This window comes from Aeromonas sp. 602396 (assembly GCF_049173735.1).
GTDB classification, from domain to species: domain Bacteria; phylum Pseudomonadota; class Gammaproteobacteria; order Enterobacterales; family Aeromonadaceae; genus Aeromonas; species Aeromonas veronii_A.
On record NZ_JAAKSD010000003.1, the window covers coordinates 81,674 to 95,899 of the forward strand.

The window sequence follows — 14,226 nt, forward strand, 5'->3', positions numbered from 1 at the left end:
CGGGTACAGATGGGGGCACCGCTGGATGCCCCGTGTCGTTATTAGAAGCGCAGGCCGGGCGACAGTTGATCCGGCATCGCGGCTTTGCTGTCTTCGACAGAGGCAACCGGATACGCACAGTAGTCAGCAGCGTAGTAGGCGCTTGCTCTGTGGTTGCCGGAGGCGCCGATGCCACCAAACGGCGCGGCACTGGAGGCGCCGGTGATGGGCTTGTTCCAGTTGACGATACCGGCGCGGATCCGCTTGAAGAAGTGGTGCCAGTCCGCCTCCTTGTCCCCCAGCAGACCGGCCGAGAGACCGTAGCGGGTGGCGTTGCCCTGATCGATGGCAGCATCGAAATCATCGTAACGAATGAGTTGCAGCAGCGGGCCGAAGTACTCTTCGTCAGGCAGCTCGCTGACTGAGGTCACGTCGATAATACCCGGGGAGACAAAGCCTGTGCCCGCTTCCAGGTGCTTGAGGGTAAGCAGGCTCTCGCCACCGAGGCGCTGCAGGTTGGCTTGCGCCTCGACCATGCCCAGTGCTGCCTTCTCGCTAATCATCGAGCCCATGAACGGCTGCTCGGCAGCGTCGTAGAGGCCGACCTTGATCTGGCTGACCACCTCGATCAGTCGATTGACCAGGGCATCGCCCCGCTCACCGCGCTCGACAAACAGACGGCGGGAACAGGTGCAACGTTGACCCGAGGTGATAAATGCCGACTGGACGATGGCATGGACGGCGCCATCGATGTCGCTCACATCTTTCACGATCAGCGGGTTGTTACCGCCCATCTCCAGCGCCAGAATTTTGCCCGGCTGGCCGGCAAACTGTTGATGGAGGAAATGGCCGGTGCGGGAGGAGCCGGTAAAGAAGAGGCCGTCGATATCGGGATTGCCCGCCAGCGCCTTGCCGGTCTCGACCTCCCCTTGCACCAGATTGAGCACCCCCTTGGGCAATCCGGCCTGCTGCCACACCTTGACCATGGCCTCGGCCACCATGGGGGTCAGCTCGGAGGGTTTGAACACCACGGCGTTACCCGCGATCAGGGCCGGGACTATATGGCCGTTGGGCAGATGGCCCGGGAAGTTGTAGGGGCCGAACACCGCCACCACGCCGTGGGGCTTGTGACGGACAAACGCCTTGGCGCCCGGCATGGCATTTTCAACGGTGCCAGTGCGCTCGTCATGGGCGCGGATGGAGATGGCGATCTTGCCCTGCATGGCGGCCACTTCGGTGCGGGTCTCCCACAGCGGTTTGCCGGTTTCGCGGGCGATGGTCAGCGCCAGCGCCTCTTTCTGCTCGCCCAGCAGGTCGGCATAGCGACGCACTATGGTAAGACGATCCTCAAGGCTCATGTCCGCCCAATGGTAGAAAGCAGCGCGAGCAGCCTTGACGGCGGCATCCACTTGCGCTGCGCTGGCGGCCTCCCCTTGCCAGATCACCTGATTCTTGGCCGGGTCCTTTGACTCGAACGGCTTGCCTTCACCGGCAAGCCATTTACCGTCGATAAATTGTACTGACTGGCTCATCCATTCACTCCCTGTCGCTGGCAGACAGCCTCGGCTGCCTGTCTGATAATCGGTTTGCTTGTCCTGTCTGTCTCAGTCGAGGTCAACCACCCGCACCATGTCGCCATCCTGCACCTTGAGTGCCGCCGCCATCTTCGGCGGAATGATGGCTTCGTGCTTGTCGAGATCGACCCGGATATTGCCGTAGCAGGCGCGGTAATGCTCGAAACGGCTGTTGCAGATAAGATGGGTCTTGCCACCGATGGGCTCGCCCACCAGCACCCGCAGCTTCTTGCTGCGGCGCACGCTACGGATATTCTTCACGTCGCACTCGACGGTGGGGCCCGCATCGAAAATATCGACGTAGCCACGGTTCACGAAGCCCTCATCCTGCAGCATCTTGATGGCCGGTCGGGTCTTCTCGTGGGTCTGGCCAATGACGGCTCGCGCCTCTTTGCTCAGCAAATTGACGTAGATGGGGTACTTGGGCATCAGTTCGGCGATAAAGCGCTTCTTGCCGATGCCGGTCAGATAGTCGACGGTGGGAAAATCCATCGAGAAGAAATGGGTTTGTAGCCACTCGTAGAAGGGGCTGTGACCGTTGGCATCGGAGACGCCGCGCATTTCGGCGAAGACGGTCTCGTCAAACAGCTCGGGGTGCTCGGCCATAAACAGAAAGCGGTGCTTGGAGAGCAAGCGACCATTGAGCCCCTCGCGGGCACATTCGCGCAAGAACAAGGTGCAGAGCTCGGAGTTGCCGGTGTAGTCGTTGGAGAGAGTCAGGGTTTCAACGACGTTGTAGATACCGAGCTTGGGTGATGAGTGCACCACCTTGCCGATGTGATAGTTGTAAAACGGCTGGGAGAGACCCACTGCGGCATCGATAGCGCAGGTGCCCACCATCTCACCGGTCTCTAAATCCTCGGCCACGAAAAAGTAGAGGCAATCCCCCTTGCCGGCGGGCTTGTCGGAAAAAGTCTGGGTAGAGGCATCGATCTTGCGCTGCAGCAGTTCATCGTTGACGGGCAACGAGGTCATGCCGGTGCCGGACTCGATGGCGCAGGTCTTGAGCCCGGCAAAATCTTTTTGCTCGATGGGACGGATAACCAACATAAATGACAACTCCCTTTCATTGACGACAGGTGGGGTCCCGGCTCCTGCCGGGAGAGCTCCCCACCTCAATTTGGAATCAGGCGTTAACCACCTGGGCAACCGCCTTCTCGAAGCGGGCCAGCCCTTCCTTGATGTCCGCTTCCGGGATCACCAGTGAAGGGGCAAAACGAACCACGTTGGTACCAGCCACCAGTGCCATCAGCCCTTGGTCGATGGAGGCCAGCAGGAAGTCGCGGGAACGCCCCTTGAAGTCCTCGCTCAGAGCGGCGCCCAGCAACAGCCCCTTGCCACGCACTTCGCTAAAACAGTGGTATTTGGCGTTTATCGCCTCAAGCCCATCTCGGAACAGCTGTTCGCGCCGCTTGACCCCGTCCAGTACCTCGGGAGTATTGATCACGTCGATCACTGCCTCGGCGACCGCACAGGCCAGCGGGTTACCGCCGTAGGTAGAGCCGTGAGTGCCCACTTTCAGGTAAGAAGCGATTTCGTCGGTGGTCAGCATGGCGCCGATGGGGAAACCGCCCCCCAGCGCCTTGGCGCTGGTGAGGATGTCCGGCGTGACGCCGAGCCCCATATAGGCATAGAGATCACCGGTCCGGCCGACCCCTGACTGCACTTCGTCATACACCAGCAGGGCATTGTGTTTGTCGCACAGCTCGCGCACTCCTTTGGCAAACTCGTCGGTAGGACGAATGATGCCACCCTCCCCTTGCAGCGGCTCCATCACCACGGCGCAGGTGTTGTCGGAGATCACCTCGGCTAGTGCCGCCAGATCGTTGTAGGGAACATGGGTAATGTCACCGGGCTTGGGACCGAAGCCATCGGAGTAGGCAGCCTGGCCACCGACGCTGACGGTAAAGAAGGTACGACCGTGGAAGCCCTGATTGAAGGCGATGATCTGGGTCTTCTGCTCGCCAAACTTCTCGATGGCGTAGCGGCGAGCCAACTTGAGGGCAGCTTCATTCGCTTCGGCGCCGGAGTTGCAAAAGTAGACCTTGTCGGCAAAGGTGGCCGCGACCAGCTTCTTGGCCAGACGCAGGGCCGGTTCGTTGGTCATTACGTTGGAGAGGTGCCACAGCTTCTCGCCCTGGGTTTTCAGAGCCTCGACCAGCTTGGGATGACAGTGACCCAGGCCATTGACGGCGATACCACCGGCGAAGTCGACATACTCGCGCCCCTCCTGATCCCAGACACGTGACCCTTCACCACGCACCGGGATGATCTTGGCTGGCGCATAGTTGGGAACCATCACTTCATCAAACACTTCACGTGTCACTGCCAACAACTCTGACATATAGCTCTCCTTCAGATTCGGCGACAGAATAATCCACCGCCTAAAAGTTAAATCCGTGTAAACGTGACGGGATTATCACAGAAATAAAGTAAAAAGTCTGTAACAAGACGACCTATGAGGAACAATGTTCGATTGACCTTGAGATTTTAGGCAACCGCATTGCATAACGACTCAGGGGGGCTTGGCAAGAGATAATTTGGGCTGGAAGGGGGCTGAATAAAGTGTCAGAGAAATATTTTTTACCTTCTTTCAAACTTGAGAAGATGATCACAAATTTTTATGAACAGGACAGAAAATTGGCCAGCAGCAAATGGCCCTGTTCGCTCAAAATACTCTCCGGATGGAACTGAACACCCTCGACAGGAAGTGTCTTATGGCGTAATCCCATGATTTCGTCAAACGAGCCATCGGCATGCTCGCTCCAGGCGGTGACCTCGAAGCAGTCGGGCAGCGTGTCGCGCTCCACCACTAGTGAGTGATAACGGGTCACCCGCAAGGGATCCTTTAGACCGCAGAAGACCCCTTCGCCGCGATGGCGGATGAGCGAGGTTTTGCCGTGCATTACCTGACGGGCACGCACTACGCGGGCGCCGAAGGCCTGCGCCAGCGACTGATGACCGAGACAGACGCCGAGAATGGGCAGCTTGCCAGCGAAGTGGCTGATGGCGTCGAGAGAGATCCCCGCCTCATTGGGCGTACAGGGACCGGGAGAGATCACCAGAAAACGGGGGGAGAGCAGCGCTATGGCATCAAGCGTCAGTTCATCATTGCGCTTGACCACAACCTCTTGTCCCAGGGCGCCGAAATATTGCACCAGATTCCAGGTAAAAGAGTCGTAGTTATCGATCAACAACAGCATGAGATAACCAACAGTGGAGAATTAACGATCGAGATAACGACCCTGTTCCATTTCCCGTTCACGCTGACACTCGGCCAGATAGATGGCGGCAGCGATGGCAGCAGTCTTGTGATGTTTATCGATGGCATTGGAGACCATCAATTGCAGGGTATTGAGGTTTTTCGCCTTGCGGAACTTGCGCAGCCAGTGACCTTTATCACTCAGCTCTTCAATCGAAATATTTGGTTGAACAGACATGCGTACTCTTGGGGATATAACCCGGGTTGAAATAAAGAATTAAACAAAATACAACGTGGGAAAATAAAGAAAGCCAGGCAAATACCCAGCTCTCTTCTACTACACCTTCCCAGTATGTCAGGCTCGAGGAACGAAGCCGACTACATCATATACGCTGGTCAGGGTTTTTTCAGCTCTTTCACGCGCCTTTTGTGCCCCTTCGGCAAGAATCGCAATCAGATGGGCCTCATCCTGACGCAACTCGTGGAAACGAGCCTGGATCGGTTCCAGCAGCGCAACCACGGCTTCGGCGGTCTCGGTCTTGAGGTGACCATACATCTTGCCTTCGAAGTGCTGCTCCAGCTCGGGGATGGAGCGGCCAGTCACGCCGGACATCAGGGTCAGCAGGTTGGAGACACCCGGTTTGTTTTCCGGGTCGAAACGCACCACCGCCGGCTCGTCGGAGTCAGTCACCGCACGCTTGATCTTCTTGACGATCTGCTTGGGATCTTCCAGCAGGCCGATGAAGTTGGCCTCGTTGTCATCCGACTTGGACATCTTCTTGGTCGGATCCTGCAGGCTCATCACCCGCGCCCCTTCGGTCGGAATGAAGGGCTCCGGCATGGTGAACACTTCACCATAGAGGTTGTTGAAACGGGTACAGATGTCGCGGGTCAGCTCCAGATGCTGCTTCTGGTCGTTGCCGACCGGCACCTGATTGGCCTGATAGAGCAGGATATCGGCTGCCATCAGCACCGGATAACCGAACAGGCCGACGTTGACGTTGTTCTCGAAACGGGCGGACTTGTCCTTGAACTGGGTCATGCGCGACAACTCACCCATCTGGGTATAGCAGTTGAGGATCCAGCCCAGCTCGGCGTGCTGCGGCACGTGAGACTGGATGAAGACAGTGCTCTTCTTGGGATCGATACCGACCGCTAGATAGAGGGCGGCTGCGTCCAGACAAGCCTTGCGCAGGGCAGCCGGGTCCTGACGAGTGGTGATGGCGTGCAGGTCGACGATGCAGTAGAGGCAGTCGAACTCATCCTGCATGTTGACCCACTGACGCAGGGCCCCCATGTAGTTGCCGATGGTCAGTTGACCGGAGGGTTGCGCCCCGCTCAATACGATTGGTTTAGTCATGAGAGTGTTAATCCTTGTTATTCAGCCAGCCCAGCTGCGCTATTAGACCAAAAGTGCATCGAGCTGGGCAAACTGCTCGAATACCCAGTCTGGATGGGAGTCGGCAATGGGGCGGCCATAGTTGTAACCGTAGGTCAGGCCCACCACCTTCATGCCGGCCGCCTTGGCCGCCAGCACGTCATTTTCGGAGTCGCCCACCATTAGAGTGCGAGCCGGGCTCACCCCCAACTCCTGGCAAGCGTGCAGCAATGGCTCCGGGCTCGGCTTCTTGACTGGCACGCAGTTGCCGCCAAGCCAAAGTTCGAAACAATCGCTGATGCCAAGGGCATCGAGGATGGGTGCCACGAAATCACTCGGCTTGTTGGTGACGATCGCCTGCTTGTAACCCAGGGTTTGCAGGCGACGCAGACTCTGGGCAACCCCTTCATACATAGCCAGCCCTTGCAGCAGGCAGGCGTTGTAGTGCTGGAAAAAGATCGGTCTGGCCTTGGCAAACAGCTCGGGGTCAGCCTCGCGATAGGCGAGCGCCCGCTGGATCAGCTTGTCGGCACCATTGCCGACCCAGGTACGGATCACAACTTCATCAGCCTGTGCCAGACCGAGGTCTGCCAGAGTCAGATTGACTGCCAGCGCCAGCTGGGCGGCACTGTCAATCAGGGTGCCGTCCAGATCGAACAGCACCAAATCAAATGCGCGCTCAGCGTGTGACATGAGCCAGCTCCGCACGCATCTTGTCGATCACCGCCTTGTAGTCAGGCTGGCTGAAAATGGCAGAGCCGGCGACAAACATGTCGGCGCCCGCTTCGGCGATTTCACGGATATTGTCGACCTTCACCCCGCCATCGATCTCGAGGCGGATATCGCGGCCGCTCTCGTCGATCAGACGACGCACCTGACGCAGCTTGTCGAGGGTGCCGGGGATAAAGCTCTGGCCACCGAAGCCCGGGTTGACCGACATCAGCAGGATCACATCCAGCTTGTCCATCACATACTCGAGGCAGGAGAGCGAGGTAGCAGGATTCAGAACCAGACCCGCCTGGCAGCCCATCTCCTTGATCAGGCCCAAAGAGCGATCAACGTGATCGGACGCTTCCGGATGGAAGGTGATGAGGGAAGCACCGGCCTTGGCAAAATCGGGAATGATGCGATCCACCGGCTTGACCATCAGGTGCACGTCGATGGGGGCCTCGATACCGTAGTCACGCAGCGCCTGACAGACCATGGGGCCAATGGTCAGGTTGGGGACATAGTGGTTGTCCATCACGTCGAAGTGAACCACGTCGGCACCTGCAGCCAGTACCTTGGCTACATCGTCACCCAGACGGGCAAAATCGGCAGAGAGGATCGAGGGGGCAATCAGAAAGTCTTTCATCAGCATCATCCATTGGCAGCCAGGGAGAAAAAGCGGCGCAATTTTAACGTAAAAGGCGGGCGAAAACGACTCGAATGCGGGGTAAATGGGGCAATCGCCTCCCCTCCCCCAGCCACCTAGGTTTTGGGGCATCGGCACGGGCCTAGGCGCGCCCATAAAAAAACGGCGCCCCTGGGCGCCGCATGGTCTGTTACGTCAGCGGCAGCAGTTCACTGTCGCTGGGATAGTAACCCTGCTCAGGTTCGATTCCGGGGGGATAGAGCGCCAGCAACTCGGCCACCTTGTTGCGGGTGCCGCCGTTGCGACTGATGGTGCGCTTGACCAGGATCTCGTCGAGGCGGGCACCGCGATAAAGCTCACGAGTCAGCTCGATATCATGGTTGCTGATCAGCACCGGCACCCCTTTGTGAGCGGCTGTGTGACGGGCCAGTCGCGCCAGGATCGCCTGATCATCCAGGGTAAACCCGCCGGAGGCATAGGTGGTGAAGCTCGCCGTAGTGGAGAGCGGCGCATAGGGTGGATCACAATAGATAACCCAATCCTCTTCGGCACGCTTGATGGCGTCGGCGTAGCTCTCGCAGATAAAGGTCGCCTTCTGCGCCTTTTCGGCAAAGGCCCACAGCTCTTTTTCCGGGAAATAGGGCTTCTTGTAGGAACCGAACGGCACGTTGAAGCCGCCCTTCTTGTTGTAGCGGCACAGTCCGTTGAAACCGTGACGGTTGAGAAACAGGAACAAGAGTGCCCGCTCGAAGGTGGTCTCGGTCTGATTGAACTGGGTACGCAGCCGATAATAGGCCGCCTTGTGGTTGTGCTCTGCCACAAACAGCTTGCGCGCCTCGGCAATGAAACTGTCCGGCGTCAGCTTGAGGTGGTTGTACAGGCAGATCAGATCCGGATTGATGTCGTTGAGCACATACGCGTCGTAGTCGGTGTTGAGAAACACAGACCCGGCCCCGACGAAGGGCTCCAGCAACACACGCCCGGCCGGCAGGCGCTCGGCAATCTCTTCAACCAGGGAGTATTTTCCCCCGGCCCATTTTAAAAAAGCGCGTGTTTTTTTCATGGAAATCCGGTGTGTAAGAAGGCAAGACCCAAAAAGGGGGACGATTCTACCCCCTTATCCGGTATCAAGGCTATTGCTTCAGCTCTTTTTGTACCTGTGCAAACGACTTGGGCCAGGGCTGGCCTTTCAGCAAGGCTGGCGGAAGCTTGCGAATGGCACTCTTGGCCTGGGTCAGACCGGCATAATCTCCTTGCAGCACCACATACCAGGGACTGCCACGGAATTTGGTCTGATAGACCCATACCTTGCCCGCCAGACTATGCTCGGCGACAAATTGATCCACCGCCTTGGTGTTGCTCGCCCCCATCAGCTGAACGCTGTAGTGGTTGCGCGGCTTCTTGTTCAAGGTGGCGACCGGTGTCAGGGCCACTTTGGGTGCTGGCGCGGCAACCGGCTCGTTGCTGGCTGTTTTGGTGGTAGCAGCAGGCGTTGCGGTTGTCGCCGGATTCAGTACTTTGGCGGTACTGGCTGGCACCGTGGTTGCGATTGCACCACTGGGGGCTGTGCCACTCGGGTTCTTGCCGGTCAGCTCGTCCACCACGTCAGTAGGCAGAGCGCCGCTCACCTTGGGTTCGGTCATCAGCTTTTGCACGACCTCGTCAGAGATCACCACCCGACGCCCTTCGTAATTGGTTGATTCGGTGGTCACGGTTTCGCTCTCCACCGATTTGGGAAGCACTTTCGCCTCCGGCTGCCAATCTTTCACTACCCCGTTGGGATTGTTGGCTGCATCGCGGTTTTGCGCGCCTTGTGCAGCGGCATCGGTATTCGAACCGCCTGCGGTGAGGGGATCGCCTCCCGCTACCGGGATCGGCAATGCCGTGTTCTGCGCCGGATCCTGCAGCGCCGGTTTGCTTTCATTGTCAAACAGCGCAGGCAGCAGGTAGCTCAACGCCAGCAGGCCGCCAGCGACCAGCGCGATAGCGGTGGCAATCTTCTTGACGGGCAACTCCGCCTGACGCTTCTTGGGCCTTCTGTCGGTCATGATATCCTCCAGTAACTGCATGATGGTGGACGGATGTCCGTTCGCCGTTTTCAGGATCTCCTCCACTTGCGGCTTGGGCAAGAGGGTCGCCGGGATCTTGAGCTCTTTGGCTTTTTCATACAAGAAGATGCGCTGCTCCGGCGGGCTCAGTGGCGGCACTTCCAGCTCAAGGGCTGGCATGGCTCGCCCTTTGAGCTGCGGCCGTTGGGTACGACACCAGACGTCACTGCCCGAGACGATAATGGCCAGCTGATGGGGCGCCGCCAGGGTATCGTTATGACGGATGATCGCCCACAACTCTCCCAGCAGGTCGGCCGGCAACTGGTCGGCCCGCTCTATCAGTAGCAACAGGGTGGCAGGCTTGCTCCCCTCCAGCATGCGAAAGAAGCTCTCCGCCAGCGCATCCTGTGGATTGAACAGCGGGCGCGCCACCACCTGTGGCAGCAACAGCTGGCGCACATCCACCATCTTCATGGCAGGCGTACCAATCAGGCTTACCACCCGCACTTTTTCCGGCAACACGCCGAGCAGGGATTCGCACAGGGTACCGCGACCACAACCGGGTTTACCGGAGAGAAAAATGAAAGGGTGATTGAATTCAATCAGATGCAGCAGCCGGTCAACCAGCTGCCGCTGGGAAGGAAGTTTTAGCAGTTTATTCGTCACGACCAGACTCGATCACCGCCAGCAACTCGGCATCGGACACATCCCCCACCACCTGCGCATGGCCGATGCCAACCGGCAACACCAGACGCAGCTTGCCTTCCAGCACCTTCTTGTCACGGCGCATATGGCGAATAAAGGCGGCGAAATCCATCTCGGCAGGCGCATGAATGGGCAGATTGGCGGCCAGCAGCAGGGCGCGCACTCGCGCAACGTCCGCTTCGCTCATATCGCCACGTGCCTGCGCAGTCCAGGCAGCCAGCATGGTGCCGGCGGACACTGCTTCACCGTGCAGCCAGTTGCCATACCCCTGCTCGGCCTCGATGGCATGACCAAAGGTGTGGCCCAGATTGAGCAGCGCACGGACGCCGTGCTCGGTCTCATCCTGACCGACCACATCGGCTTTGATCTCGCAGCAGCGTTTGATGGCGTAGGCCAGCGCGGCAGGTTCCAGCTGTTGCAGACGCACCATGTTCTGCTCCAGCCAACTGAAGAAATCAGCATCCCAAATGATGCCGTACTTGATCACCTCGGCCATCCCTGCGGCAAATTCGCGGGCTGGCAAGGTACTCAGACATTCGGTATCGATAACAACTTGTTTGGGCTGATAAAAAGCCCCAATCATGTTCTTGCCGAGGAGGTGGTTGACCGCGGTTTTACCGCCAACAGAGGAGTCAACCTGGGAGAGCAGAGTGGTCGGGATCTGGATAAAAGGAATGCCACGTTGATAGCTTGCTGCCGCAAAGCCCACCACATCCCCGATCACGCCGCCCCCCAGAGCGATCAGTGTCGTATCGCGCCCATGGTTGGTTTCAAGCAGAGCAGACATGATCTGCTCAAAGGTCGCCAGGTTCTTGTACGCCTCGCCGTCGGGCAGAACAAGGTGTTCCACCTGAAAATCCGCCAGCAGGGAAGTCACTTTCTCAAGATAGAGCGGGGCGACGACCGTATTGGTCACTATCATCACCCGCCTGCCCTTGATGCTTGCTGCCAGCACCTCGGGGTGCTGTAGCAAACCGGCAGCTATCTCGATGGGATAGCTGCGCTCACCCAGTTCAACCTTCAACCGTTCCATGGACGTCCTCTTGATTACATACCGATCAGCTTCACAATCTGATTGGCAACGATCTTTGCGCTTTGATCATCTGTCTGGATAACAAAGTCAGCCACTTCTTCATACAGGGCGTTGCGCTCTTGTGCCAGACGTTCCAGCACCTCACGCGGCGGCTCTTCAGTCTGTAGCAGAGGACGGCGTTTGTCTCGCTGTGTACGCGCCAACTGCTTTTCAATGGTGGTTTCGAGGTAGACCACGATGCCACGAGCAGACAACTTGTTGCGGGTTTCCCGGCTCTTGATGGCTCCACCACCGGTTGCCAGCACGATACCCTGCTGCTCAGACAATTCGCTGATCACCTTCTCTTCGCGAATACGGAAACCCTCTTCGCCTTCAACATCAAACACCCAGCCGATATCAGCACCACTGCGGCGCTCAATCTCATGATCTGAGTCGAAAAACTCCATATGCAGTTGTTCTGCCAGATGTCTACCTATGGTGCTCTTGCCCGCACCCATGGGACCTATCAGGAAAATATTGCGTTTCTCAGCCATGTTTTTTCGTTAGTAATTACAAACTGTACGACCCCGATAAATACTGGATCGGGGTACCTATGAACCTTATCTTGCGATGGATCAGGAGGGGGATTATCTCAATAGATATCGGGACTGGCAACCGCAGCCCTTACGCCCCAGCCTCATTGGGGCGTAAGGTTATATGTGTTTTACCTTCACATGTAAAGCCTTCAGAAGGCGTCGGTGACTATCTTGGGGGTCACGAAAATAAGCAGTTCACGCTTTTTGTTCTCGCTGGTGGTCTTGCGGAACAGGGCGCCCAATCCGGGGATATCACCCAGCAAGGGCACCTTGGTCACATCGCTTTTGATAGTCTGCTGATAGATGCCGCCCAGCACCAGTGTCTCGCCATTGTTAACCAGTACCTGCGTCGTGATGGACTGGGCGTTGATGGAGACTGCATCACCGGTACCGGTCGGTACGGTTTCGCCCTTGGTATCCTGGGTCACGGTCAGGTCGAGGATCACCCGGTTGTCAGGGGTGATCTGCGGCGTGACTTTCAAGCTCAGTACCGCCTTCTTGAAGGTGACCGAGGTTGCACCACTGGAAGAGGACTCCACATAGGGGATCTCGGTACCCTGTTCGATCAACGCCGGTTTCTGGTTCGCAGTGGTCACCCGCGGACTGGCGATAATCTCGGCCTTGCTCTCTTTTTCCAGCGCAGACAATTCAAGGTCAAGCAGGGTTCCATCGGCCAGACGGGCAACCTGGAATGCCAAGGTACCGGCAGCATTGGTCACCGGCAGATTGACGTTCATCCGATTATCGACCGAGGGTCTGGTAATCGTTGAACTACCGTCGTTATTACCGGACGAATCATTCCCTTCAATAGAGCCTGAAGTGCTGTTGCCGTGACCATCGTTCTTGGTCACTCCCCAACGTACCCCGAGCGCTTCATCGAAACCGTCATCGATGGTCACCATACGCGCTTCGATCACCACCTGCTTGACCGGGATATCCAGAATATCCAGCATCCGCTTGATACTGCTGATAACCTCAGCCGTATCCTTCACAACCAGCACGTTGGTCCGTTCATCCACACTCACCGCGCCACGTGGCGATAGCAACTTGGTACTCTCGGATGAGAGCAGAGCAGCCACTTCGGATGCTTTTGCATAGTTGATCTGCATATATTCGGTATATAACTGGGCCAAATCAGCCACCTGATTCCGGCTCTCCAGCTGCTGTTTCTCCCGTGCCGCAATCTCTTCAGCCGGAGCAACCAGCAGGATGTTGTTATCAAGCCGCTTATCCAGACCGCGCACTTTTAAAATGATGTCGAGCGCCTGCTCCCAGGGCACGCCATCCAGACGTAGTGTCAGATTGCCTGCCACAGAATCGGTAGTAACCAGATTGAGGTTGTTGAAGTCAGCGATAAGCTGCAACACGGTTCTAACCGGGATATCCTGGAAGTTCAATGAGATGGGCTTGCCCTGATACTGCTTTGAAGACGCAGATGCCGCCGTGCGTTTTTTCACTTCGATAATGAACAGTTTATCAGCCTGATCGTAACGGTAATCAAACTGGCCATTAACCGACAGCTCAAACAGGGTATCGTTGCCCTGCCGGGACACCTCAACCTGAGAGACCGGTGTCGCAAAATCCTGCACATTGATCAGATTAAGCAAACCATCAGGCACGCGAGTACCATGAAACTTGGCCAGCACAGTTTGACCGCGGCTGCTCACATCGACGGCAGCCGAGCTGTTGTCAAGTGTGACCAGAAACTCCCCCTGACCATCCTTGCCACGACGAAAATCCACCCCGGTCACCGAGTTGAAATAGGCTCCACCGCCACTGTTCTGATAGCTGCCGAGCAGTGGTTTGCTGGCAGCAGGCGTCGCAACAGGAGGGGTTACCGGTGCAACAGGCATTGACTTGGCAACAACCTGAGAATTGAGCAGTGCCGAAGGAGCTGGAGTGGCCACCATGGCTGAGGAAGCCGTTGCGGCAGGTGCAATCAGGGCGCTTTCGCCATTAATCAGAGCTGATGAGGTCCCTTCACCAAGGGAAACCAGCAATTTATTACCCTGTTGCTGCACCTGATAGGGAGCCAGCTGATCGAGAGCGATCTTGATATCAAGGCCTGCCCCCTTCCCTTCCACCTTGATGTTGTCTACTCCCTGACGCTGAATAGGCAGCGGGTTCACCTTGAGTGCGCCCACAGCACCGGGGACATGCAACAGGAGCTGGTTAGGTTGATAGGAGAGACGATCGGTAAAGCCACTCACAGGCTCGCTGAAGCTGAGCTCCAGTTGCAACTGGTCTGCCAGCAATGGATTAACTTTTATCTCTTGCAAGGTTGCCACTGCCCACGCCTGACCAAAGGCACTGGCGCAAAACAGCAAAGCCACTTTTGTTACACTGTCTATGGTTGTTCTCATTGCTGTTCGTCCCTG

The 14,226-nt window shown here is 57.4% G+C and carries 13 protein-coding genes; all 13 read right to left on the reverse strand.

All coding sequences use genetic code 11. From position 1 onward, the window contains the following. Positions 1–41: 41 nt before the first annotated feature. The gene (gene astD / locus G5229_RS05900; protein WP_421208784.1) at positions 42–1,511 is read right to left on the reverse strand and encodes a succinylglutamate-semialdehyde dehydrogenase; all 1,470 of its coding nucleotides are present in this window, start codon (positions 1,509–1,511) and stop codon (positions 42–44) included. A gap of 72 nt (positions 1,512–1,583) precedes the next feature. Further along, the gene (gene astA, locus G5229_RS05905) at positions 1,584–2,603 is read right to left on the reverse strand and encodes an arginine N-succinyltransferase (RefSeq protein WP_005334994.1); all 1,020 of its coding nucleotides are present in this window, start codon (positions 2,601–2,603) and stop codon (positions 1,584–1,586) included. Positions 2,604–2,679: 76 nt separating this feature from the next. Beyond that, complete coding sequence (locus G5229_RS05910) at positions 2,680–3,897, reverse strand: aspartate aminotransferase family protein (RefSeq protein WP_216953066.1); 1,218 nt, start codon at positions 3,895–3,897, stop codon at positions 2,680–2,682. A gap of 277 nt (positions 3,898–4,174) precedes the next feature. Further along, positions 4,175–4,756 carry an aminodeoxychorismate synthase component II gene (locus tag G5229_RS05915; protein ID WP_421208785.1) on the reverse strand — a complete coding sequence of 194 codons (582 nt, stop codon included), beginning with the start codon at positions 4,754–4,756 and terminating at the stop codon, positions 4,175–4,177. Between the two features lie 21 nt (positions 4,757–4,777). Next, a complete protein-coding gene (locus G5229_RS05920) occupies positions 4,778–4,993 on the reverse strand; it encodes a hypothetical protein (protein ID WP_216953064.1) in 216 nt (71 codons plus the stop codon). A gap of 117 nt (positions 4,994–5,110) precedes the next feature. After that, on the reverse strand, positions 5,111–6,115 hold the full coding sequence (gene trpS / locus G5229_RS05925) for a tryptophan--tRNA ligase (RefSeq protein ID WP_005362251.1): 1,005 nt from the start codon (positions 6,113–6,115) through the stop codon (positions 5,111–5,113). Between the two features lie 42 nt (positions 6,116–6,157). Then, a complete protein-coding gene (locus tag G5229_RS05930; protein ID WP_421202772.1) occupies positions 6,158–6,826 on the reverse strand; it encodes a phosphoglycolate phosphatase in 669 nt (222 codons plus the stop codon). Continuing rightward, the gene (gene rpe, locus G5229_RS05935) at positions 6,813–7,487 is read right to left on the reverse strand and encodes a ribulose-phosphate 3-epimerase (protein WP_005335006.1); all 675 of its coding nucleotides are present in this window, start codon (positions 7,485–7,487) and stop codon (positions 6,813–6,815) included. The genes G5229_RS05930 and rpe overlap by 14 nt, the downstream gene beginning before the upstream one ends. 190 nt (positions 7,488–7,677) lie before the next feature. Continuing rightward, positions 7,678–8,550 (reverse strand): Dam family site-specific DNA-(adenine-N6)-methyltransferase, encoded by an 873-nt coding sequence (locus G5229_RS05940; protein ID WP_005335008.1) that lies wholly within the window; start codon positions 8,548–8,550, stop codon positions 7,678–7,680. Positions 8,551–8,620: 70 nt separating this feature from the next. After that, on the reverse strand, positions 8,621–10,201 hold the full coding sequence (locus G5229_RS05945) for an SPOR domain-containing protein (RefSeq protein WP_421208786.1): 1,581 nt from the start codon (positions 10,199–10,201) through the stop codon (positions 8,621–8,623). Beyond that, a complete protein-coding gene (gene aroB / locus G5229_RS05950; RefSeq protein ID WP_421208787.1) occupies positions 10,191–11,273 on the reverse strand; it encodes a 3-dehydroquinate synthase in 1,083 nt (360 codons plus the stop codon). Before aroB ends, G5229_RS05945 begins: the two co-directional genes overlap by 11 nt. 14 nt (positions 11,274–11,287) lie before the next feature. Further along, a complete protein-coding gene (gene aroK / locus G5229_RS05955; RefSeq protein ID WP_005347909.1) occupies positions 11,288–11,806 on the reverse strand; it encodes a shikimate kinase AroK in 519 nt (172 codons plus the stop codon). A 191-nt stretch (positions 11,807–11,997) separates the two neighbouring features. After that, on the reverse strand, positions 11,998–14,211 hold the full coding sequence (locus G5229_RS05960; RefSeq protein ID WP_323912610.1) for a type IV pilus secretin PilQ family protein: 2,214 nt from the start codon (positions 14,209–14,211) through the stop codon (positions 11,998–12,000). Positions 14,212–14,226 lie beyond the last annotated feature (15 nt).

Coding starts and splice junctions, on each gene's coding strand:
- aroK (WP_005347909.1), bottom strand. CDS start 11,806: ATGGCTGAGAAACGCAATATTTTCCTGATAGGTCCCATGGGTGCGGGC.
- G5229_RS05920 (WP_216953064.1), bottom strand. CDS start 4,993: ATGTCTGTTCAACCAAATATTTCGATTGAAGAGCTGAGTGATAAAGGT.
- trpS (WP_005362251.1), bottom strand. CDS start 6,115: ATGACTAAACCAATCGTATTGAGCGGGGCGCAACCCTCCGGTCAACTG.
- G5229_RS05910 (WP_216953066.1), bottom strand. CDS start 3,897: ATGTCAGAGTTGTTGGCAGTGACACGTGAAGTGTTTGATGAAGTGATG.
- astD (WP_421208784.1), bottom strand. CDS start 1,511: ATGAGCCAGTCAGTACAATTTATCGACGGTAAATGGCTTGCCGGTGAA.
- G5229_RS05960 (WP_323912610.1), bottom strand. CDS start 14,211: ATGAGAACAACCATAGACAGTGTAACAAAAGTGGCTTTGCTGTTTTGC.
- G5229_RS05915 (WP_421208785.1), bottom strand. CDS start 4,756: ATGCTGTTGTTGATCGATAACTACGACTCTTTTACCTGGAATCTGGTG.
- G5229_RS05930 (WP_421202772.1), bottom strand. CDS start 6,826: ATGTCACACGCTGAGCGCGCATTTGATTTGGTGCTGTTCGATCTGGAC.
- G5229_RS05940 (WP_005335008.1), bottom strand. CDS start 8,550: ATGAAAAAAACACGCGCTTTTTTAAAATGGGCCGGGGGAAAATACTCC.
- aroB (WP_421208787.1), bottom strand. CDS start 11,273: ATGGAACGGTTGAAGGTTGAACTGGGTGAGCGCAGCTATCCCATCGAG.
- rpe (WP_005335006.1), bottom strand. CDS start 7,487: ATGAAAGACTTTCTGATTGCCCCCTCGATCCTCTCTGCCGATTTTGCC.
- astA (WP_005334994.1), bottom strand. CDS start 2,603: ATGTTGGTTATCCGTCCCATCGAGCAAAAAGATTTTGCCGGGCTCAAG.